At 67.4% G+C, this 21,268-nt stretch carries 20 protein-coding genes and 1 pseudogene; 13 read left to right on the top strand and 8 right to left on the bottom strand.

The window, feature by feature from the left end:
* The first annotated feature begins 49 nt into the window (after positions 1-49).
* From AB4Y67_RS07310 to AB4Y67_RS07270, 9 genes and pseudogenes are all read left to right on the top strand, one after another.
* Positions 50-1,156 carry an acyl-CoA dehydrogenase family protein gene (locus AB4Y67_RS07310; RefSeq protein WP_441405116.1) on the top strand — a complete coding sequence of 369 codons (1,107 nt, stop codon included), beginning with the start codon at positions 50-52 and terminating at the stop codon, positions 1,154-1,156.
* Positions 1,150-2,577 carry a PIG-L family deacetylase gene (locus AB4Y67_RS07305; protein WP_441405115.1) on the top strand — a complete coding sequence of 476 codons (1,428 nt, stop codon included), beginning with the start codon at positions 1,150-1,152 and terminating at the stop codon, positions 2,575-2,577. Before AB4Y67_RS07310 ends, AB4Y67_RS07305 begins: the two co-directional genes overlap by 7 nt.
* Positions 2,578-3,372 (top strand): glycosyltransferase, encoded by a 795-nt coding sequence (locus tag AB4Y67_RS07300; RefSeq protein WP_441405114.1) that lies wholly within the window; start codon positions 2,578-2,580, stop codon positions 3,370-3,372.
* 393 nt (positions 3,373-3,765) lie between these two features.
* A complete protein-coding gene (locus AB4Y67_RS07295) occupies positions 3,766-4,317 on the top strand; it encodes a GNAT family N-acetyltransferase (RefSeq protein WP_441405113.1) in 552 nt (183 codons plus the stop codon).
* A gap of 194 nt (positions 4,318-4,511) precedes the next feature.
* Complete coding sequence (locus tag AB4Y67_RS07290; RefSeq protein ID WP_441405112.1) at positions 4,512-4,934, top strand: hypothetical protein; 423 nt, start codon at positions 4,512-4,514, stop codon at positions 4,932-4,934.
* A gap of 713 nt (positions 4,935-5,647) precedes the next feature.
* A complete protein-coding gene (locus tag AB4Y67_RS07285) occupies positions 5,648-5,920 on the top strand; it encodes a DNA gyrase subunit A (protein ID WP_441405111.1) in 273 nt (90 codons plus the stop codon).
* A 60-nt stretch (positions 5,921-5,980) separates the two neighbouring features.
* Positions 5,981-6,636 (top strand): annotated as a pseudogene (locus AB4Y67_RS07280) (alpha/beta hydrolase).
* Between the two features lie 91 nt (positions 6,637-6,727).
* Complete coding sequence (locus AB4Y67_RS07275) at positions 6,728-7,249, top strand: hypothetical protein (protein ID WP_441405110.1); 522 nt, start codon at positions 6,728-6,730, stop codon at positions 7,247-7,249.
* A gap of 95 nt (positions 7,250-7,344) precedes the next feature.
* Complete coding sequence (locus AB4Y67_RS07270; RefSeq protein ID WP_441405109.1) at positions 7,345-7,896, top strand: GNAT family N-acetyltransferase; 552 nt, start codon at positions 7,345-7,347, stop codon at positions 7,894-7,896.
* A 45-nt stretch (positions 7,897-7,941) separates the two neighbouring features.
* Here the strand turns inward: AB4Y67_RS07270 and AB4Y67_RS07265 are convergent, their stop codons facing one another.
* Complete coding sequence (locus AB4Y67_RS07265; protein ID WP_441405108.1) at positions 7,942-8,904, bottom strand: methyltransferase family protein; 963 nt, start codon at positions 8,902-8,904, stop codon at positions 7,942-7,944.
* A gap of 229 nt (positions 8,905-9,133) precedes the next feature.
* Entirely contained in the window at positions 9,134-9,718 is a 585-nt protein-coding gene (locus AB4Y67_RS07260; protein WP_441405107.1) for a helix-turn-helix domain-containing protein, read from the bottom strand.
* Between the two features lie 120 nt (positions 9,719-9,838).
* Between AB4Y67_RS07260 and AB4Y67_RS07255 the strand changes: the two genes are divergently transcribed.
* Together AB4Y67_RS07255 and AB4Y67_RS07250 are read left to right on the top strand one after the other, a co-directional pair.
* Complete coding sequence (locus tag AB4Y67_RS07255) at positions 9,839-10,903, top strand: NAD(P)/FAD-dependent oxidoreductase (protein WP_441405106.1); 1,065 nt, start codon at positions 9,839-9,841, stop codon at positions 10,901-10,903.
* The gene (locus AB4Y67_RS07250) at positions 10,900-11,739 is read left to right on the top strand and encodes a class I SAM-dependent methyltransferase (protein WP_441405105.1); all 840 of its coding nucleotides are present in this window, start codon (positions 10,900-10,902) and stop codon (positions 11,737-11,739) included. The genes AB4Y67_RS07255 and AB4Y67_RS07250 overlap by 4 nt, the downstream gene beginning before the upstream one ends.
* A 29-nt stretch (positions 11,740-11,768) precedes the next feature.
* Here the strand turns inward: AB4Y67_RS07250 and AB4Y67_RS07245 are convergent, their stop codons facing one another.
* Positions 11,769-12,422 carry a hypothetical protein gene (locus tag AB4Y67_RS07245; RefSeq protein WP_441405104.1) on the bottom strand — a complete coding sequence of 218 codons (654 nt, stop codon included), beginning with the start codon at positions 12,420-12,422 and terminating at the stop codon, positions 11,769-11,771.
* 214 nt (positions 12,423-12,636) lie between these two features.
* Positions 12,637-14,730, bottom strand: coding sequence for a heavy metal translocating P-type ATPase (locus tag AB4Y67_RS07240; protein WP_441405103.1), 2,094 nt, complete (start codon positions 14,728-14,730; stop codon positions 12,637-12,639).
* Positions 14,731-14,950: 220 nt separating this feature from the next.
* Between AB4Y67_RS07240 and AB4Y67_RS07235 the strand changes: the two genes are divergently transcribed.
* The gene (locus AB4Y67_RS07235) at positions 14,951-16,054 is read left to right on the top strand and encodes an SDR family oxidoreductase (RefSeq protein WP_441405102.1); all 1,104 of its coding nucleotides are present in this window, start codon (positions 14,951-14,953) and stop codon (positions 16,052-16,054) included.
* A 134-nt stretch (positions 16,055-16,188) separates the two neighbouring features.
* Positions 16,189-17,163 carry a polysaccharide deacetylase family protein gene (locus AB4Y67_RS07230; protein ID WP_441405101.1) on the top strand — a complete coding sequence of 325 codons (975 nt, stop codon included), beginning with the start codon at positions 16,189-16,191 and terminating at the stop codon, positions 17,161-17,163.
* 154 nt (positions 17,164-17,317) lie between these two features.
* Here the strand turns inward: AB4Y67_RS07230 and AB4Y67_RS07225 are convergent, their stop codons facing one another.
* The 4 genes from AB4Y67_RS07225 to AB4Y67_RS07210 all read right to left on the bottom strand — a co-directional run bounded on the left by AB4Y67_RS07225 (position 17,318) and on the right by AB4Y67_RS07210 (position 21,263).
* Entirely contained in the window at positions 17,318-18,325 is a 1,008-nt protein-coding gene (locus tag AB4Y67_RS07225; RefSeq protein WP_441405100.1) for a zinc-dependent alcohol dehydrogenase family protein, read from the bottom strand.
* Positions 18,326-18,387: 62 nt separating this feature from the next.
* Positions 18,388-19,323: a universal stress protein gene (locus AB4Y67_RS07220; RefSeq protein ID WP_441405099.1), complete on the bottom strand. Its 936-nt coding sequence runs from the start codon at positions 19,321-19,323 to the stop codon at positions 18,388-18,390.
* 73 nt (positions 19,324-19,396) lie between these two features.
* Positions 19,397-20,569 carry a YihY/virulence factor BrkB family protein gene (locus AB4Y67_RS07215; RefSeq protein WP_441405098.1) on the bottom strand — a complete coding sequence of 391 codons (1,173 nt, stop codon included), beginning with the start codon at positions 20,567-20,569 and terminating at the stop codon, positions 19,397-19,399.
* An 85-nt stretch (positions 20,570-20,654) separates the two neighbouring features.
* Entirely contained in the window at positions 20,655-21,263 is a 609-nt protein-coding gene (locus tag AB4Y67_RS07210) for a DUF3618 domain-containing protein (protein ID WP_441405097.1), read from the bottom strand.
* Positions 21,264-21,268 lie beyond the last annotated feature (5 nt).

The raw sequence follows: 21,268 nt of genomic DNA, 5'->3' as shown, positions 1-21,268 counted from the left end.
GCGTGGACGCCGCCGGCACCCGACGCACTTCAAAGGAGAACAGGCCCGAATGAACCGGATCCCCGATTCCTGGCGGCCCCGCGCTGTAAGGATCAGTTCCGCGCCGGAGAACCTGGCCGGGCTCAGCCCCTTGCTGGACGACGCCCGGTCGGCCGTCGGCGACGTCCCTGCCCTGCTGGAGCTGGCCAAAACCGCGGCGGAAACCGCCCCGAACCCCGGTGAAGGCCGGACGGCCTTCCTGTGGGAGATCCTGGCCTCCGTCACCGCCGTCGACGTCGCAGCCGGCCGGGCCATCGAACCGCATCTGGACGCCTCCGCGATTCTCGCCCAGGCCGCCGGCCACGCGGCGGTGGAAGGCTGGGAATGCCCGGACTTCGACGGCGTCCACTTCGACGGCGCCTGGGGTGTCTTCGCCGCCGAAGCCGCGGGCCTGCGGCTCGAGGCCAAACCGGCGGACGGCTGTTTCCTGCTGCAGGGCTCCAAACCCTGGTGCTCCCTCGCCGCCCAGCTGGACCACGCCGTCGTGACCGCCCATCTGGACGACATCGGCCGGGCCGCCTTCGCGGTCGACCTCCATGCCCCCGGCGTGAGCTTCGCGGACCCGGAATGGACCAGCCGGGGACTCCGGGAAATCCCCAGCGGCACCGTGCACTTCGACGCCGTTCCGGCCGTGCCGCTGGGCGACGCCGGCTGGTACTACCGCCGGCCCGGCTTCGCGTGGGGCGGCATGGGCGTGGCCGCCTGCTGGCTGGGCGGCGCCGTCGCGGTGGCCCGCGGCTTCAAGGAATCCCTGGCCGAGGCGGCCGACGGCGGCCGCGAACCGGACCAGCTCGCGCTGGCCCATCTCGGCGAGATCGACCGTACCCTCACCGCCCTGGCCGGGTACCTCGCCCGGACCGCCGCAGAAATCGACGCCGGGGGACTCTCGGGCGCCGGCGCGTGGAGCGAGGCCCTGCGCGTCCGCGGCAACGTCGCCACCGCCGTCGAACGCATCCAGACGCTGGTCAGCCAGAACCTCGGCCCCGGCCCGCTCGCCTTCGACCCGGTCTACGGAAAACGCATGGCCGACCTCGCCCTCTACATCCGCCAGTACCACGGCATGCGCGACGACGCCCAGCTCGGTGCCCTCACACTCAAGGGCGACCACCCATGGTGAGCTTCACGCACCAGGACGCCGGAACCAGCGAGGACGCCTGGGCAGCCAGCGGACTGGCCGCACTCCCGGAGCTGCCGCTCGACGCCGGGGAGCTCGCCGGCCAGGCGTTCATCGTTTTGGCTGCGCACCCGGACGACGAATCCCTGGGCGCCGGCGGGCTGATGGCCCGGATTCGGGGGCTCGGCGGCCGGGTGATGGTGCTGCTGTGCACGGCGGGGGAGGCCTCCCACCCGGACTCACCCACCACGACGCCGGAACAGCTCGCCGCCGTCCGGCTCCGGGAATTCGGCGGCGCGCTCACACATTTGCTGCCGGACCCGGACTGGCGCTTCCTGGCCCTGCCGGACGGCCAGCTCGCGGGACACCGGGCAGAGCTGATGTCCGCGCTGCAGCAGGCCATCGCCGATGTGACGGCCGGGTCGGGACTGCCGGCGGAGCGGATCACGCTCGTGGCTCCCTACCGGCACGACGGCCACACGGACCACGATGCACTCGGCTCCGCCGCCGCCGAAGCTGCCGGGGCGGGCGGCCACGGGCTGCTGGAATACCCCATCTGGTACTGGCTCTGGGCGGACGCCACGGACCGGGCCTGGCAGTCCTGGCTGCGCCTGCCGCTGGATCGTGCCGAACGGCAAGCCAAGGCGGCGGCCATGACCGCCCACACCTCGCAGGTCAGGCCCCTGTCCGGGCAGCCGGGCGACGGGGTGCTGCTCCCGCCGGCGTTCCTGGAGCATTTCGAGCGGCCGTTCGAGACGTTCGCGTGGCAGCGCCCGGCCGCCGGCGCCAACGGCTCCTACGCCGCCGCCGACGCGGAAGGCGTTTTTGACGTTGTCCACAGCGGAAACGACGACCCGTGGCAGTACACCACCAGCTGGTACGAACAGCGCAAACGCAGCCTCACCCTCGCGGCCCTGCCCAGCCTGACCTACACGGCAGGGCTCGAGATCGGCTGCTCGATCGGGACACTCAGCGTGGAACTCGCGCAACGCTGCACCAGCTTCCTGGCCGTCGACGCGAGCAGCGCGGCGCTGGCCCATGCCGCCCGGCGCCTCGAACACATGCCCGCCGCCCGGACCCGCCACCTCACGGTCCCGCAGGACTGGCCGGACGGCCGCTTCGACCTGATCGTGGTCTCCGAGGTGGGCTACTACCTCTCGCCCGGAGAGCTGGCTGAGCTGTTCAAGCGGGTCGAGGCCTCCCTCCTGCCCGGCGGCACCCTGGCACTGTGCCACTGGCGCCACCCCATCTCCGGCTGGGAGCTCGACGGCGACTCCGTCCACGCCGCCGCCCGCCGCCAGCTCGGCTGGGCAGACGCAGGACTGTACCGGGAACGCGATTTCATCCTGGAGGTCCTGATCGCGCCCGGACCCGGCGAGGATCAGCGGACGGCAGCCGCCGTCGTGCCGGGCACGGGCTCCTAGATGGCCGCCCTTGCCCTGCCGCTGCCCCGCGGACACAGTATCGACCGGATCTGCGTGGTGCTGCCCGCCCACAACGAGGAGGAGCACCTTGGCCGCGCGCTGCTGGCCGTGCAGCGTGCCGCCGACGCCCTGTACCGGTTCCGGCCCGACGTCGAGGTCCGGGTGACCGTGGTGTTGGACAGCTGCACCGACGGCTCCGCCGGCATCGCGGCCGAGTTCGTTGCGGCGGACCGGCGCTTCTGTGCCCTCGCGGTTGGCTTCCGCAGCGCCGGGGCAAGCCGAGCGGCCGGCATCCGTGCCGCCGGCATCGGCGCGGCCCGGCGGAGGCCGCCCGGCAGGCGTTGGACACCCCAGCCGTGGGCGGGACGGACGTGGCTGGCGAACACGGACGCTGACTCACAGGTTCCGGACAACTGGCTCGTCCGCCAGCTGGAATTCGCCGAGGCCGGAGCCGACGCCGTGCTGGGCTCCGTGGAACCGGACCCGGACGGGATGGACCCGGAACTGCGCAGGCGCTGGCTGGAGCACCATCCTTTCGAGGAAAACCACCCGCACATCTACGGGGCCAATTTCGGGGTCAGGGCCTCTGCCTACCTGGCCGCCGGAGGCTTCCCGAGGCTCGCCTCGCACGAGGACCGGACGCTGGTGCAAAGCCTCCGGAGCCGCGCCTTCACGGTGACGGCCACGGACAGCATGCGTGTGCTCACGTCGGGCCGCATCCACGCCCGGGCACCGCACGGCTTCGGCTCCTACCTCCGCACGCTGGGCCGGCACCGACCGGACGTGGCCGGCTGACGGGAACGGCCGACGGCGGATGGGTCACCGCGCCGGTACGCCTGCGCGCGGACGGCGCCGGACAAAGGTCTGTTCACCGCAGTTCGGCCACGCAGCGTGGTTTCTCGCCGGCGTGCCAGTTGCCGCGAGATCAGGCTGGAAGGAACTGCTGGAGTTGCTCACCTGCCGTCCCTGGGTTGGCCCTAAATGCGACCGGCTGGTCGTGAATCACGATGACTTATTCACTCGGGGGTCTTCGACGGAAAACGACTCTCAGCGCGTCATGAGCACGCCTCCGCTGTTCCGCATCCATGTTGCGATTCGTCCAGGCACCACCACCACAGTCGGAGGCTGTGCCCGCCGTGCACATGATCACCCGAGATTAGCGCTGATGCGGAGACATATGCTGAAACCATGACTGAAGTCATTCGCGTACGAAGACACGTCGACCTCGCTGCAACGGAACTTGGTGCGCTCCAGAGCCTTTTCGATAGCGAGTACTTTAACGAATTTGGCCGGTGGAACCCCGACGCGCCCTACGGCTATTCACTTGCAGATACTCACGTCTTGGCGTTCCACGGACAGGCTTTGGCTGCTCATGTGGGCTTTCAACGTCGCCGGATCGCAGTGGGCCCCGATGAGGTCCTGGTGGCTGGCACGGGAGGTGTCCTGGTCGATGAACGTTCACGCGGTACGGGTCTTGGTCGGCGAGTAATGCGATATGCCCAAAAGGCGATGCGTGGGGCCGGAGTCGACTTTGGCTTTCTCGGATGTCGAAGGGAAGTCGTGCCGTTTTATGAGTCAGCTGGGTGGGTGCCGGTCTCTGCCACGGAACGATGTTTGTCCCGGTTGGATCAGAAGTCCGTGGTCGTGTCTCAGGGTGGCCCGATCCTGATCTGCTCCGCCAGGCGCGACGCGAGCGAGTGGCTGACGGGTGACATCGATCTTCGGGGCACGCCCTGGTGACGGATCTGTCCAGTGGGGGACCCGATTGCGGGCGCCCGATGAAGTGTGATTCTGCAGCATTTGGACCACTGGAGACGGTGGTTCAACGGACCACCCTGATGCCAGATAGGGGATGCCTTTAGGGGGCGAACGTGACGCACCGGGCCGGCTCAGTGAGGAACAATGGTCGCAGTTCCAATCAGGAGGCAGAAGCTTTGAAAAGGTTCTATGTCGCGTCGAGCTTCAGGAATATCGTCAACGTCCGGTACGTCGTGCAAACCTTGGAAAGCAAGGGCTACGTCAACACGTACGACTGGACCCAGAACGCGTCGGCGCGCGATGCGGGCACAGCCACCCTCGGTGATCTGCGGTCCATCGGGCAGCATGAGAAAGATGCAGTGATGGGTGCCGACGTCGTCGTAATCCTGCTTCCAGGCGGGAAGGGCACGCATGTTGAGCTTGGCATAGCGATCGCTCAGGGCAGAAGGACAATCCTGCATGCGCCGGACGAAGTCATCAACAACTTGGAGACCACCAGCGCGTTCTACCACCTACCTGAGTTGGAGACGTGCCACGGCACTCTCGACGACCTCTTAGCCATGATCGTCGGCCGAGAAGCGACCGCATCCGCTGTCTGACTCGATTCGTGTCGCAGTGAGGGACGGGCTTACGGGCATCAGTGGGCGGTCGTTTTAGTTTCCTGGTTGGGGGGGCAGTCACCTCTGGCGCTTGGCAGTTCGACGGTGCGCCGGCTTACAGGCATCGCTCATCCGGCCAAGAACAACCGCTCCCAGTTTGTTCGGTACAGTGAGCGAAAACCGTCACGCCCACCGGATCATCAGGATCCGCAACCTTCTTGGAGTTTGGTGATTCGCATGGCTGAGCTGGTCAAGCAGTATCTCAGGGTAGTGGAGCACACGCGGTCTGGCCCGTTCGGACTGAAGCACCGTTGGACGTATGTGCTTGTCGATGCCCTAGGGCAGGAGCGAAGGCTGCATAGTACAAGTGAAGTGCTGGATGCGCTTGACTCTAAATTGGGGCGTCAGGATGCGTACCTTTGCATGCATCGAGCCTCGGATCTGTTTAGGAACGGTCAATCGGAGTGGGTTGGGTTCATCTCCGGAGCTGTCGTCCCTGATGCGAACGGAAGGCCTCACTATGAAGAGACCTGACCCGTCATAGTCGCACGGCAACAACTCCATCGCAGGGCTGTGGTGAAACTGAATCGGGACTACCTCTGGTCTTAGTTAGCTCGATCACCTAACGCGCAGTGTGACCGCAGCGCCCGGCGAAGAATCCCCAAACTGGACGGAAATGCCCCAAAGACTGCCGGTCGTGCAAGAATCGCGGCATGGATGAGGATGAGCGGCGGACGAGGGATGAATTGATGGTCTTCGAGGCCATGGAGCAGGCGATGGGCCGGCGCGACGAGGTCTTCCAGGTGATAGACGATTCAGAGGACGCGGACGAAGCAATCCGCCGAGTGGGACAACTATTGGGCGTGGGGGAACTGGGCAGCCGTGTAGTCCTGGACCTGCAGGTCCGAAGATTCACACGGGACCAGCGACAGGCCATCGCTTCCCATGCGGAAGAACTTAGATCAAAGCTTCCCGATGGGCGCTGAGCCGGTCTCGCGCCATCCGCTTACAGTTGATCGCCCTGGCCTCGCGCCCCGGCTCGTTGGATGAATCAGCAGACTGAGGTGGTGATCGTCCATGGTTTGTGGCACCAGCCGGCCCACTTCGATCAGTTGGCGGCCAATCTGCGCAGCCTGGGCGCCAGCGTCTATGTTCCTCGTCTGCATAGGGGTTCGCTAGCTGCGGACACTGCGGAAGTACAAGGGATGGTCGATCGCTGTTTGCTACCGCCAGTTGTCCTCGGCCATTCTTACGGCGGATCTGTTATCACTGGCCTGGAGCGGGTCCGCCATCTCATGTACGTTGCGGCTTTCGTTCCGGCAGCTGGTGAGAGCGGCTCCACGTTGGGTGGTCCAGCAGCACTGGTCAACGACGCCATCCGGCACAACGACGACGGGTCTACAGTATTCAGCCGGAACGGGCTCGCGAGGTTTTGTACGCAGATTGCTCCGCCGCCGACAGCGCATGGGCCACTTCGCTCCTGGTCCCTCAACAACCCGGTCACGGTCGCGGTGTACCCGGCCGCATCGCCTGGAAAACCACCGAGAGCACCTACATTCACTGTGAACAGGACAGGGCACTTAGCCCTGCCCTTCAGGAACGAATGGCCGGCCGATGTACGAACATCGTCAGTTTGAACTCAAGCCATTCGCCCTTCATCAGCCAACCCGAGTGGCTCGCCGGACGAATCTTGGAGATATAGACACCTCGTCGGCCCAAGCTGATACATGGGAATCTTGCCCCTCCAGGAGCGATGCACCAGCCCTTAGCAGAAACTGACCCAAAGGAGACCCGTGGCAGACAGAATGCGCGTCGAACGCCTCGAAGTGAGCGTCGGAGGGCTTTCCCGGCGTCAGCTCATGACCAGCCTGACTTCGCGTGGAATCCTGGTTAACGGTAATGCAGAAACCCTGCTCGAGGACGTCGCATTCCGGGACCGTTCCCCTCGTCCCGTGGTGGTCACTGAGCGTACGGTCGCCGAACTAGGACTTCCAGGCGGGGCGACGCTTCCTCAGATCTTCGAGGTTGCACAGCAACAGGGCTTGTTGTTGTGCCCGGTGGATACCGGGCCCTATCTGCGCCTTGGTTTGAACGGGCAGATGGAGTCTCGCGACTCCGTGATGTCTTCGGGGCGGGCACCTGACGGCGGCCTCACAGTGGCCGCCGAAGTCCTTAGTCACGACGACGAGTATCCGAAGGGTTTCTATCTCCGCGTCGTAGACGGCCAGGCGTGGCTGCGTGGCTACCGATGCGACGACGAGCACATGTGGTCCCCCGACGACCGCTTCATCTTTCAGCTTCCGCCGTCCGCTTGAACTCAGCCGCGTTCCGGCCCGGCGGACCGAGCATGTCCGGCAGAATCGGCTGAATCTTGAGCAACACGGACGACGACCGCGGCGATAATCGACGTATGACTGAACACTTGCCGTCGTGGCCGACCGCACCACCGACCTACGGTTCAGTCGTTCTGCGCGAGTTCACCGACGACGACGTACATCTCGTCTTCGAACTGGGGGACGATCCTTACATCCCTCTCATTGGCAGCCTTCCCGCAAACCCCACGGCACAGCAGGCCCAGGAATGGATCTACCGGCAGCGCGGCCGGTTGGCCGAAGGGCAAGGGCTGTCCTTCGCCGTCGCCGACGCCGAGTCCGACAACGCCGTCGGTGCCATCGGACTGTGGCTTCAGAACATGTCGGCCGGCCGCGCGACGGTCGGCTACTCGGTTGCCCCGGCACACCGTGGCCGCGGGATCGCCAGCAGCGCGTTGAAGGCACTGACCGCGTTCACGTGGACCATCCCTACCCTGCACCGGATCGAACTGTACATCGAGCCGTGGAACAGCAACTCAAGTCGCGTCGCCGAGGCGTCTGGTTTCCGGCGTGAGGGCCTGCTCCGCAGCCACCAGGAGATTGGTGGCACCCGGCGCGACATGCTGCTCTACGCGACAACCCGACCTTGACGGCATCATGGCTGCCCGGGCGGAGGGCTCGTGAAGATCCGACGGTCATCGCCTCACAGAGCGAAGTGAATCCGGTACCTGGGGAATCCAGCAGCGCACCGTGTCGCGGTACCTCTGGAATTCTTCGCCGAACCGTTTCTGAAGGTCAGATTCCTCCAGCGGCCTGACGGCGAAGTTCCACACCAGCGAGCCCACGACGGCGTAGGCGACGACGAGCCATGACTGGAGGATGATGCCGACCGCGGCGCCCTGAACGATTCCCGCAACCGCCATCGGATTACGAATCCAGCGGTACGGACCTGCGATAACCAGACGGTTGGGCATCGCCGCTGGAAGCGGCGTGCCATCCCCAAGCGTCGACATCACTACTGCCGACCAGATGCCAAGAGCGCTGGCGAGTAGAAGCAGCGCGGCACCGAAATAACCGGCAAACATTGGAAACGGGAGGGCCACGCCCCACCGCTGTTCGAAAAACACAATGGCCCAAGGAACCACGGCCAGGAAGAACCCCCAGAAGAGGACGATCTGACCGAATGTTGAAGCCACATGGGTTGCGGCTTTCGGGCGGCTGCTCGCGGGACGGAACCCGAATGGTCCGCCGATAATCCACGCGGTGGGCACGCGCCCCAGCAAGACAAGGCAAAGAGCGATCAGCGAACCTGCGGTGGCGGCACCCATGGCCAGGACGCCCCAGCCCACCTCGGTTGTGACCGTGGCGAAAACCGCCAGTGCGACGGCGACGACGCCCGTCCAGCCGGTAGCCACTGCCGCGGCAGCCCTGACGCCGAACGCCGCCACGGCCGAGGCCATAACGAACAGTGGAATGTCGAAGACCGCCACTGCGACCGGGTCGAGACTGCCGAGGGTCGCCTCGCGCACCAGGAGCGACGCGAAAACCGCGATCCACCACGCGAGACCGGCAAGCGCCTGCATGGCGAAATAGGCGCGCCCCCACCCAACCCAGGGCGTCACCGCATCAACCCAAGCATCAGTAGTCCCTGCCGGCATCTCGACGGAATTCTTCGGGCAGCCACTTCCAGTTCAAGGACCGGCCGCGCTTGTGTCGAAGACAAATGTCGGCCTCAGCCTACCGAATACCGTTCCACCCAGTTCGCACAGCAATTGCACAGGCGATCCGAATAGGGGGCACAGTTGCCCCCACCATCTCTGGCCTCACGGGATCCTAAGCGAAGGGTCGTCTCCTGCAATTCATCGCAGAACCCGCCGGACCTCTTCGCTATGAGGGCTTGGGCCGCGCGCGTACGTGCATCCGCTCGCCCTGCTGCCCGAACAGACTGATGAACTCGACGGGTCTGCCGTCAGCGCTGGCGAACCAATGTGGTGTGCGGGTGTCGAATTCCGCGGCTTCGCCGGGGCGAAGTTCAAAGTCCTTGTCGCCCAGGACCAGCCGGAGCCGTCCGTTGAGGATGTACAGCCATTCGTAGCCTTCGTGGACGCGCGGGTCAGGCTCTGCCCCGCGCGCACCGCCGTCGAGCACCATCTTGAAGGCCTGCAATCCGCCGGGGCGGCGCGTGAGAGGAACAGCCGTCATGCCGGCGTGGGTGATGGGCTGCAGGTGAATTCTCGGATCCCCGGTAGGCGGAGCGCCCACCAGATCATCGAGCGGAACCCCGTACATCCTCGCTAAGGGCAGCAGGAGTTCGAGATTGGGCCGGCGTTGGCCGGATTCCAGCCGGGACAGGGTGCTCACCGACACTCCGGAGGCGGAGGACACATCCCCGAGGGTGAGGTTCCGTTCCGAACGGAGCGCCCGAAGCCGGGGGCCGACGGCCCCGAGAACATCGTCCAGTTCATTTTCCATGCCCCCACTTTGCCATAACGGCAATCATGTTTGTCAAAATTCGCACGGGCAGGGAAAGCTGGTGTAACCGCCCCAGGACGCCGGCGGCGAACTTTCAGGACGCGATGAAGGACAAATAAAATGGACCCCACACGGTATGACGTTGTAATCGTTGGCGGCGGCGCTGCGGGACTCAGCGCGGCCACGACGCTGGGCCGGGCGCTGCGCTCGGTGCTGGTCATCGATTCCGGAACCCCGCGCAACGCACCCGCAGCGGGTGTGCATGGATTCCTGTCAAGGGACGGAATGAACCCCCGGGAACTCCTGGCCATCGGACGCAGCGAAGTGCTTGCCTACGGAGGGACGGTCATTGACGGCGAAGCCGTTTCGGCACGTCGGGCCTCCGATGGATTCGAGGTGATTCTCGAAGATGCCCGCCCGTTCATCGGCAGGCGGCTCCTCGTCACCACCGGCCTGACCGACGGCCTGCCTCCCATTGACGGGCTGCGGGAGCAGTGGGGAAAGGGCGTTGTGCACTGCCCCTACTGCCACGGGTGGGAAATCCGCGGGCAACGGATCGGCGTGCTGGGCACCGGCCCGCTGTCCGTCCATCAGGCACTGTTGTTCAGGCAGTGGTCCCCGGATGTCACCCTTTTCCTCAACGACACCGTGGAACCCGCGGACGAGGAGTGGGAGAAGCTCGCGGCCCGGTCCATCACGGTCGTCGACGGCGCTGTGGCGTCCGTCGACGCTGTCGACGGCGTCCTCACGGGGCTCACGCTCCGCCAGGGCGCCTCGTTCGACGTCGAGGCCCTGGCTGTCGGAACACGGATGGAGGCCAGGTCCGCGCTTCTCGAGTCCCTTGGGCTGCGTCCCCAGGTGCACCCGTCGGGGGCCGGACACTTCATCGAGACCGACGCCATGGGTGCGACTGCCGTCCCCGGCGTGTATGCCGGGGGCAATGTCTCCAACCTGATGGCGCAGGTGATCACCGCGGCGGCCGAGGGGGTCATGGCCGGCGCAAGGATCAACGCCGACCTCATCGACGAGGAAACCCGGTGGGCTGTTGAGGGGCACTTCGGCCCCTTCTCGGCCGCCGCGGAGGCAGCCGTCTCCAACATCGTGCTGGACCGACGACGCTATGGCTTTGATGATGAGCTGACTGCTGCCGGCACCGGCCCTGCGGCCAAGATGGAAGGGTCATGAACAAGAATCACCACGCCCACCGGACGCCGGATCACGACCACCAGCAGACCCACCAGCAGTCCGGCAGTCATGACCAGCACCTCGTCCTCGACCTCGATGCCGGGGTGTTCGGCGAGCACCTCGCAGCCGTCCTGGACTTGGCCGGGGTGCCGGCTGCGCGCAGTGTTGTTGACCTCGGCGCCGGCACCGGAGCAGGCAGCCGGCTGCTGCGCGGACGGTACCCGGACGCAACGGTCACCTGCGTCGACAACGACCCGCAGATGCTCGAGCTGCTCCGCGGGCAGGGCTTCGCTGTGGTCGAGGCCGACCTCGACGACGGCTTCCCTGCGCTCGCCGGCCCCTTGACGACGGCGGATGCGCTGGCCGGGGCGCCAGTCGACCTGGTGTGGGCTTCGTCCTCGCTGCACCACGTCACCGACCCCGCCCGGCTCCTCTCGGGGGTCCGCCGGGCGCTGGCCCCGGGCGGGGTCCTGACCGTCGTCGAACTCGCCGCCCTGCCGCGCTTCCTAAGCCACCCGCGTGGAGCGCTGCTGGAGCAGCGATGCCACGCCGCCGCGGCGGCCGAGGGGTGGAACCACCACCCGGACTGGACGCCGGTCATCGAGGCCGCCGGGTTCCGCGTCACCCGGTCCGAGGTGACAGCCGTCGCGCCCGTGACTCCGGCTGCGCGGGAGTACGCCCGGCAGTGGTTCGCGCGTTTTGCGCACCTGGCGGCTCTGACCGCTGAAGAACGCAACGCCGTGGCGGAACTGCTGGAGCGATTCCCCGACGACGTCGAGCTGGAACCCCGTGCCACCCGGACCGTATGGGTGGCAACCTCCGACCAAAACGTCTGATCGCGGCCATTCCGGCCCGGAACAAGTTACTAAGATGGAACGAGCCTGAAGGCGTAGCGGGCGGCCGGGCCGCTGCCGGGGTCCATCTTGAAATCTGCTCCCTCGGTGGCCAGCTGCACGGTCGCTTTAAAGGTGTCCCCGTTGCAGTCAACCTGCACCGGGGCGAGAACTTCGGCGCCCGCCCAGGTGGATACGGACAGCCCTGCCCTAGGCGGTCCATCGCAAATGAATTGCAGTTCGTAGGTGCCAGGTTCGGCTGAGGTCCCGAATCCGGTGGGAGAGTCCGACGCAGTGAAGCCGCGCACCTCTCCCGGCAGCTCGGACTTCAGCTGCTGCGAGGCCCACTCGCCCAGATCTTCCAGCGCTGACATCTGCGGGTCAGTGTTGGGTCCCAGAGTAAGACCGGCTGCGGCTGGCCTCCCCGATGCCGGGACCGCGCTGATGGTGATGGGGCCGCCGGTATGCCTGAGGTATCGCTCCAGCGTGGCGTCGCACTTGAAGTCCGTAGCCTCCGGAACCCCCTCGTCGCCTCTGACAAGCGTCATCTTGGCGCCGTACACGCCGGCGCAGGCGCCGGTGACCGTATAGTCCCCGGGGGCAAGAACCAAGGACAGTTTTCCAGCGGGCTCCGCTTCCGACGGCATGCCGGGGTCCGTTGAGGATGCAGCCAGCAAGCGGGCCACTTCACCGATGTTTTCTGCGAGTGTGCGGGCTGGCTCCGTAGCTTGCTGGGACGATTGAGCTGGCCCCTCATCCGGGCCGTCATACTCGCACCCGGCCAGCGGGATAAGAAGAGCGGCCAAGATGAACAGGACTCGCCTGCGCTGAGTCCGGATCCCCCCATGATCTGACATGCCCTGAGTCTAGTCTCCTGAATTCGGAGCCAACCACGGGGACTCAGGACTGTTCCGCGGATCGCGGAGGCCGGGAAGCAGCCAGCGCTCCGGTAGTGCCGCCGGCAGCCTTCTGCCCCGTGGTCCCGGTGTCCGGCCCCCTGGTCCCGGCACCCCTCTTGCCGGCGCTGAGGGCGCGCAATGCATTGAGGATCGTGGCCAGGTCCACCAGTTCCTGGGACAGGGCCCCGGCGATGGCCGGGACGTACCCGGCCGCCGCCGCGACCATTAGCGCGACGCTCAGGGCGATGCCGATCCAGATGCTCTGCAGCGCCACCTTCACGGTGCGCTGGCCGATCCGCACGGCGGACGCCACCTTGAACAGGTCGTCGAGGATGATCACGACGTCGGCTGACTCGCCGGCCGCCGTCGAGCCGCGCGCGCCCATGGCGATTCCGACGTCGGCGACGGCCAGGACCGGGGCGTCGTTGACGCCGTCGCCGACCATCATCACCGGGCGCAGGGGCAGGGACCGCACGGCTTCGACCTTGTCCGGCGGCAGGCACTCGGCCCGGACATCGGTGAGTCCAGCCTCGTCCGCGATGTGCTCGGCGGTGGCGAGGGCGTCGCCGGTCAGCATGACCGTCCGGGTGACGCCCATCGCCGCCAGTTCGGTCAGCGTGCGGCGGGCTTCCCTGCGGATCGGGTCGCGCATCACCAGGGCGCCGGCGAACTCCCCGGCCACACCCACGTAGATGGCGAGTTCGCCGCTGGCCAGCTCCGCCTCCACGACGGCGCCGGCCGATTCGGCGACAAACTTGGGCTTGCCGACCACCACGTCACGGCCGTCGAAGCGCGCCCGGACGCCGTGCGTGGCGAATTCGGTGGCTTCCGTTGCGGATTCGAAGACCAGGCCCCGGTTCCGAGCCGCGTCCATCACCGAGGCGGCGAGGACATGGGAGGAATACTGTTCGGCGGAGGCCGCAAGGCCCAGGACCTGGTCCTCGGTCAGGGACCCGGACGTCCGTACGGCGACCAGCGCGGGCCGGCCGTACGTCAGGGTGCCCGTCTTGTCGAAGGCGGCCGTCTTGATGCGGCTCAGTTGCTCCAGGACGCCGGCGTACTTAACGATGATGCCGGAATGCGCGGCGCGGCTCATTCCGCCGAGGAACGCCACGGGGGCGGCGATCAGCAGCGGGCAGGGGGTGGCCACCACCAGCACCTCGGCGAACCGGGCGGGGTCTCCGCTGATGATCCAGCCGACGGCGCCGAGGATGTAGGCGAGCGCCGTGAACGGTACGGCATACCGGTCAGCCAGCCGCACCATGGGTGCTTTGCTCTCCGAGGCCTCTTTGACCAGGGCAACGATGCGGCTGTACTGGGAATCCTCCATCATGGCCGACACCTGCATCCGGACCGCGGCCTCGCCGTTGAGGGAACCGCTCATCAGTGCGTCGCCGGCGACCCGTTCCACCGGAAGGCTTTCCCCGGTGAGTGAGGACTCGTCGAAGGTGCCGGATTCGGAGAGCAGGACGCCGTCCAGCGGCACCACTTCACCCGGCCGGACCAGCAGGATGTCGCCGACCTGGACGTCGGTGGCGGCAACATCCTCGTGCTGGCTGCCCGCGTTGGTGTTGTCCGGGTTGGTGTTGTCCGTGTGGGTTCCGCCGTCGTCAGTTCCGCCTGTATGGGTTCCGGCGGCGGAGCTTCCGGCGGCGGGACCGGCTGTATTGGTTCCTGTACTGGTTCCTGCGGAGCGGCCGCCGTTGCGTTCGCGGTGGGCCGTCTGCGGGACGCGCTCCAACAGGGAGGTCAGTTCCTTCTTGGCCCGGCCGGCGGCGTAGTCCTCAAGTGCCGTGCCGCCGGCCATCATGAGGACAATGATCATGGAGGCGATGTACTCGCCCACGAGGACCGTGCTGACGATCGCGGTGACCGCCAGGATGTCGATACCCCACTGGCCGCGCATTACCCGGCGGACCATGCCGACGGCCAGGTACACGGCCACGGCCAGGGCATAGACGCTGGCCAAGATCTGCGCGATCAGCGGCTGCCCGGACAGGAGCAGGACAAGCACCGCGAGCAGCGCAGCTACCGTGCCCGCAACCAGCGGATACCGGAGCAAGAGTTTCACGGATATCCTGCCTTGATATCGCATCGGGTTTAGCCTCTTCGACTACTTGCATCCTACTGCGGACCCCGCCGTGGAAGGCCTCTGCAGGCACAGGTTACGAAGCGCCGGCGGGCCGTCATCGCACCGGCATGAGACGCTGGACCGGGGCGGGGGAGACCCGCCCGCCCAGGCAAGCCCGGACGAAGGGGGCCGGCCACCGCGCAGCCAGAGAACCAGGCAGCGGGACAGCACCAGGAGGAATGGCATGCGAAGCAATTCAGACCCCGTTGAGACCAAGACTGCCCTGGTGGTTGGGGCCACGGGGATTGCCGGATCCGCCCTGGTCGACAGGCTGACGGATGAGGGCTGGGACGTGGTGGCACTGTCCCGCAGCCGGATCCAGCGCGGCGATGTCCGCCATGTGAATGCGGACCTGCGTTCCGTGGAGAGCTTGCGTGAAGCCCTGGCCGGCGAACGGCCGACCCACGTGTTTTACACCGCGTGGGCGCGGATGAACACGGAGCAGGAAAACATCGAGACCAACGCGGCCATGCTGCGGAACCTGCTCGCCAGCCTCAGTGGTCATCCGGTGAAGCACGTGGCTCTCATGACCGGGCTGAAGCACTATCTGGGCCCGTTTGAAGCGTACGCGGCGGGGGAGATGCCGGACACTCCCTTCCGCGAAAGCGAGCCGAGGCTGCCGACCCCCAACTTCTACTACGCCCAGGAAGACGAGCTGTGGGCTGCCGCCGGGAAGCAGGGCTTTGGCTGGTCCGTGCACCGGGCGCACACGGTGATCGGGCATGCGGTCGGCAACGCGATGAACATGGGTCTCACGCTCGCCGTCCAGGCATCCATCTGCCGGGAACTCGGGCAACCGTTCATCTTCCCTGGCTCCGAGACGCAGTGGAACAGCCTTACGGACATGACGGACAGCGGGCTGCTGGCAGAACACATGATCTGGGCGGCCACCGCGGACGGCGCAGGCGACGAGGCCTATAACATCGTCAACGGCGACATCTTCCGCTGGCGGCGCATGTGGCCCGCGCTGGCCGCCTATTTCGGCGTCGAACCCGTAGGCTACGCAGGGCAACCCCGTCCGCTCGAACAACAGATGCTCGGCAAAGAGAGCGTCTGGGCAGAGATTGCCGCAAGCCATGGGCTGGCCGAGCCCGACCTCGCACGGCTCGCCTCCTGGTGGCACACAGACGGTGATCTGGGCCGGAACCTCGAAGTCGTCACCGACATGAGCAAGAGCCGCCTGGCGGGCTTCACTGGATACCGCCGCACGGAAGACTCCTTCCTCCGGCTGTTCGACCGGTGCCGTGCCGACCGCCTGATTCCCAACGCGCCGCACGGCTCTACCTAGCAACGCGGGGTCAGATTGCGTCCATCCGAGGGGCCAACATGGGCGCCAAGGATCCCCGCGTTGCTTGGGACTTTCGGCCTGTCCCGGGCACTTCAGCCCTAGCCCGGCTGTGGCCGGTGGCGCCACAGTGAAACATGTGGGCGATCTTCCGGGGCGAGCGGCGCCGCTGGGTCGCGGCCGCGACTGCGGTGCTTCTGCTGGCCGCCGCGGTGGTTCTGGCGGTGATCTTCTCATCGGTTCCGCCCTCAGCGGGCCCGACGTCGTCGCCGTCGGCCACTGACAGCCCGCCGGTGAGTCCGTCGCCGTCGCCGTCGCCGCCGGCCGACGGGACGGCGAGCCCATCGGCCCCCACCCCCGGCGAGACTGTCCCGGCCGTGCCCGCGCCGGCCGCTCCCGCGTCCGAACCGCCCGCGCCGCCGGCGTCGCCTGTGCCACCTCCTGCCCCGCCCCCGGCGTCCGCTCCCGCCCCGTTCCCCGCCGCGTTGGCCGGCCACGACGTCGAGGTGATCCCGGGGGCCGGAGCGGTGGTTGCGTTGACGTTCGACGCCGGAGCCAACTCGGCCGGGCTGCCAGACATCCTGCAGACCCTCGCCGCCGCCGGCGTGCGCAGCACCTTCTTCCTCACCGGCAACTGGGCCGCAGCCAACCCGGCCGGAATCGCCGCGATTGTGGCGGGCGGCCACCGGCTGGGCAACCATTCCATGACCCATCCGGGCTTCACCGAGCTCACCGACGCCGCTATCGGGCAGCAACTGTCGGCAGCCGAGCGCGCCATCCAGGCCGGTGGCGGAGACCCGCGGCCGCTGTTCCGCTTCCCCCTCGGCGACCGCGACGCCCGGACCATCGCTACGGTCAACGCCTACGGCTACCTGCCCGTCCGCTGGACCGTGGACACCCTGGGCTGGAAGGGCAGCAACGGCGGGGTTACGGCACAGATCGTGGCCGACCGCGTCCTCGCCCGGCTGCAGCCCGGGGAGATCGTGCTTATGCACATCGGCTCCAACCCCGACGACGGAACCACCCTCGACGCCGACGCCCTGCCCGGGATGATCGGGCGGATCCGGCAGGCCGGCTACTCCTTCACCACGCTCGACGCGCTGCTGGGCTGATGGCCGTGGCCGAGACCCTGGCCAGACAGGGCGGGCGGAACCACCAGGTCCGGCATCCACCTGGATGCGATGGCCGGGACGGTCGACGTCGTCCAGCGCAGTTCCGCCGGGCTGCGGGTCACCCGGGACGCCCTTTACTTCGCGCCGGTACCGGCTAAGGGGAGTCCATCCGGATCACGGCCGCACCCGTGATCCGGTCCTCCGACAGGTCCAGCAGGGCCTGGTCCGCGGCCGAGAACGGATATGACACCGTGGTGGGGCGTAGTGGGATCTCTGCGGCGATGCGGAAGAACTCCTCGCCATCGGCCCGGGTGTTGGCCGTGACGCTGCGCAGCTGGCGTTCCTGGAACAGCTCGGCGGCGTAGTGCAGCGGGGGAATGTCACTCAGGTGGATGCCGGCCACGGCGAGAGTGCCTCCCCGGTCCAGGGCGCGCAGGGCCACCGGAACCAGGCTGCCGGCCGGAGCGAAGAGGATCGCGGAATCCAGCGGATCCGGCGGCTGCTCCTCGGCGCCGCCGGCGAAAGTCGCGCCCAGCTCAAGGGCAAGGCTGCGCGCTTTCGCCGACCGCGTCATCACGTACACGCGCGCGCCACGGTAGAGCGCGATCTGCGCCGCCAGATGCGCGGATCCGCCGAAGCCGTAGATTCCCAGCCGGCCGCCGATGGGCAGCTCGGCGCGGCAGAGCGCCCGGAAGCCGATGATCCCTGCGCACAGCAGGGGCGCCGTCTCCTCGTCCGAGAAGCCCGACGGGAGCCGGTAGGCGAAGTTCTCGGCCACGGTGATGAGCTCCGCGTAGCCGCCGTCGCGGTCCCAGCCCGTGAACACGGGGGAGAGACAAAGGTTTTCTTCTCCGCGCAGGCAGAAGCGGCAGGATCCGCAGGTCCTCCCGAGCCAGGCCACCCCCACCCGGTCGCCGGGGGAGAATCTCGTGGCGCGGGGCCCGCACGCCACTACTTCGCCGACGACCTCGTGGCCCGGAATGACGCCGGAGCGCCGCGGGGCGAGGTCTCCCTCGGCCAGATGCAGGTCCGTGCGGCACACTCCGCAGGCCCGGACCCGCACCAGCACCTCCCCGGGGCCCGCCCGGGGATCGGGGCACTCATCCGCCACGAGCGGGCCGCTGCTCATCGGCCCGGGCTGTCCTACCCGCCAGGCTCGCAAAGGCGTCCTCCTCTGTTAAAACCTTCAGCTCCCCTCCGAAGGCGGTGGTCCGGTGGAGCGGGTCAGCGCGTGATGAGGACGTTGCACCGCGCCTTGTTCAGGACGGCCGTGACCGTGTTGCCGGGGCCGCCCTCGCGATTGTGGGTTCCGATCACCAGGACTTCGGCGTCAGCGGAGGCCGCGAGCAGCTCCTTGGAGGCCGCGTGCCCTTCCCGCAGGACGCCGGAGATCGACAGTTCCGGGGCAAGGCCCCGGGCCTCCTCAAGGGCATGGTCCAGCAGTTCCTGGCCGTGCCTGGCATGCCTGCCGTGACCTTCGCGGGCCCGGCTGCGGGTCTGGTCGATGTGGACGACCTGCAGGGTGGCCCCGAGGATGCCCGCCAGCCGGACGGCGCCGGCCAGCGCCGCTGAGCTTCGGGACGTCCCGTCGACGCCGACGACGACGGCGGCCGCGGCCTCGCCGGGGCCGCGCCTGCGGCGGATGACCATCAAAGGACAGGGGGAGGACCCGGCCAGGTCGAGGCAGACCGATCCCGCAACATGCCCCAGCACTCCGCCGAGTCCACGGCTGCTGACCACCAGCAGTCGGGCGTCACGGGCCGCGTCGCGCAGCACCGTTGCCGGGAGCCCTGTCTCCATGACACCTTCGACGTCGGAACCGGCTTCGGTCTTATTGCCCGCAGCCGGAGCCGCAGCCGGAGCCGGCGCGGCGGTTCGGGCTGCGGCGGTTCGGGCTGCGGCGAAGGCAGTGCGTGCCACGTCAACGCCCTCCGCAAGGATGGCCTCGGCGGAGTGCCGCAGCCCGCTGCCCTCCACGCCCCGGACCGGGCCGAGTTTCTTGGTGAAAATGGGCCAGACCCAGGCGTGGACGACCCTGATCCTGTAATTTCCGGCGGAGGCATACTCCGCAGCCCAGCGGACGGCGTCCTGCGCGGCCTCCGACCCGTCATAGCCCACTGCCACGGTGGTGCGGTGGTGCCCTGCGGCGGGTGCCGTCATGCGTCCTCCCGGTCAGCAGTGTCCGCCTCTGGGCGGCACTTTGCCCCAGTAGAACCCGTGGGGCCGGAAAGGGCTAGGGGCTTTGGTCCCGCGGGTTGCGCGGCTCCGTGCCGGGGGTGTGCCCGGTATCCGGACCGGACTCCGCCTCGGCAGCACTGCTCCGTTCGCGCAGTTCGCGGCCGCGTTGGATGTCTTCCTCTTCACGCGCCTGCAGCTTGTCGCTCTGCTTCGTATCGCGGGGCGGCAGCTGGATCGTTTCCTCGGCTTCGATGCCGGCCTGGAGCTGGCGGCCCCGTTCCATCTCGGCGTCGAACTCGGCGCCGAAGAGCAGTGACATGTTGAGGATCCACAGCCACAGCAGCGAGACGATCACGCCGCCGATCGCGCCGTAGGTCTTGTCGTAGCTGTTGAAGTTGGCCACGTAGAACCCGAACGCCAGGGAGGCCAGCAGGAAGATCACCAGTGCGATCGCGGAGCCCAGGCTCATCCAGCGGAACTTGGGCTGTTTCACGTTTGGGGTGGCGTAATAGAGGATGGCGATTGCGAGGATCACGAGCAGCAGGATGACCGGCCACTTGAGGATGTTCCAGGCCGTCAGGAAGGCCCCGCCCAGGCCGATCGCGTTACCGACGGACTCGGCCACCGGACCGCTCAGGACGAGCATGGCCGAGAGCACCAGCACGATCAGCACGGTGGCAATGGTGACGGCGAGCATGGTGCCCCGAAGTTTGATGAACGGCCGGCCCTCGTCGACTTCGTAGACCCGGTTCATGGCCCGGCCAAACGCCCCGACATAGCCGGAGGCGGACCAGAGGGCGGTGAGGATTCCGAAGATCAGGGTAAAGCCGGCGGCGGACGAGCTGCTGAGCTGCTCGACGGGCCCTTTGATGGCTTCGACCGTTTCAGCGGGCGCGAACCCGGCAACGATCTCCAGGAGCGCGGAGGTGGTCTTCTCGGCCTGCCCAAAGATGCCCAGCAGGGACACCAGGGCCAGCAGCGCCGGGAAAATGGAGAGGACCGAGTAGTAGGTCAGGGCCGCTGCCAGGTCCGGGCACTGGTCCTTGGTGAATTCGCGCAGCGTCTTCTTGGCAATGTACTTCCACGAGGGTTTGGTGACGTCGGTGGGGCTGTCCGGTTTGCGCGAATCGTCCGGAGCGGGCGCCGTGCGGGCCTTGGCGGTGCTGCTCTCCTGGGTTTCGGCGTCGGTCATGGAGTCATTGTCTGCCTTGGCAGGATTCTGGGCCATGGGAGTCTTCTTTCATCGGGGTTAAGCACATCGGCCGGCCGCCCGGGCGCGTGTGCGCTGGGCGGCCGGCCGGGTTCAAACGGGACTAGTGCTGCTGGACGTTGTCCTTGGCCTCCGCAGTCCGGTCCTTGACGTCCGCCACGGCGCCCTGGCCCTCGGCCTTGACGTGCTCGGTGGCATCGGCGACCGTTGCCTTGACGTTCTCCATGGCTTCCTGCGCCGGTTCCTTGAGCCCCTCCGCGACGTGCTTCGCGGCCTCGGTCAGTTCCGCGGTGAGCGGTTCAGCAGCGGTCTTCAGCGCATCCGCCGCCTCCCGTTCCTTGGTGCTGGCCGGGATGAGGGAGGACACCAGCAGGCCGGCGCCGAACGCGATCAGGCCGGCGGCGAGCGGGTTGCCCTGGGTTTTGGCCTTGACCTGGGCGGGCGCGTCCCCGATCGCTGCGCCGGCGTCGCCCAGATGCGCCCCGGCGGTTCCGGTGGCGGAGTGGACATTGCCGGCAGTGTGGTCGGCGGCTCCCATAACTTTCTCCTTCGCTCCAAAGACGGCGTCCCGTACATTTTCTTTGACTCTGTCGGTTTGCCGCTGGACTATGTGGGACGGGGTGACCTTGTCCGCGACGGCATCGACGTTCGTGCCCAGCCGCGCGCGGGTTGCTTCAATATCTGCTCGGATGACATCCGGGTTTTCACTCATCGTGT

The organism is Arthrobacter sp. YAF17 (assembly GCF_052113365.1).
GTDB lineage: Bacteria > Actinomycetota > Actinomycetes > Actinomycetales > Micrococcaceae > Arthrobacter.
The sequence above is the reverse complement of the archived record's forward strand: the minus strand, read 5'-3'. Positions and strand labels throughout refer to the sequence as shown.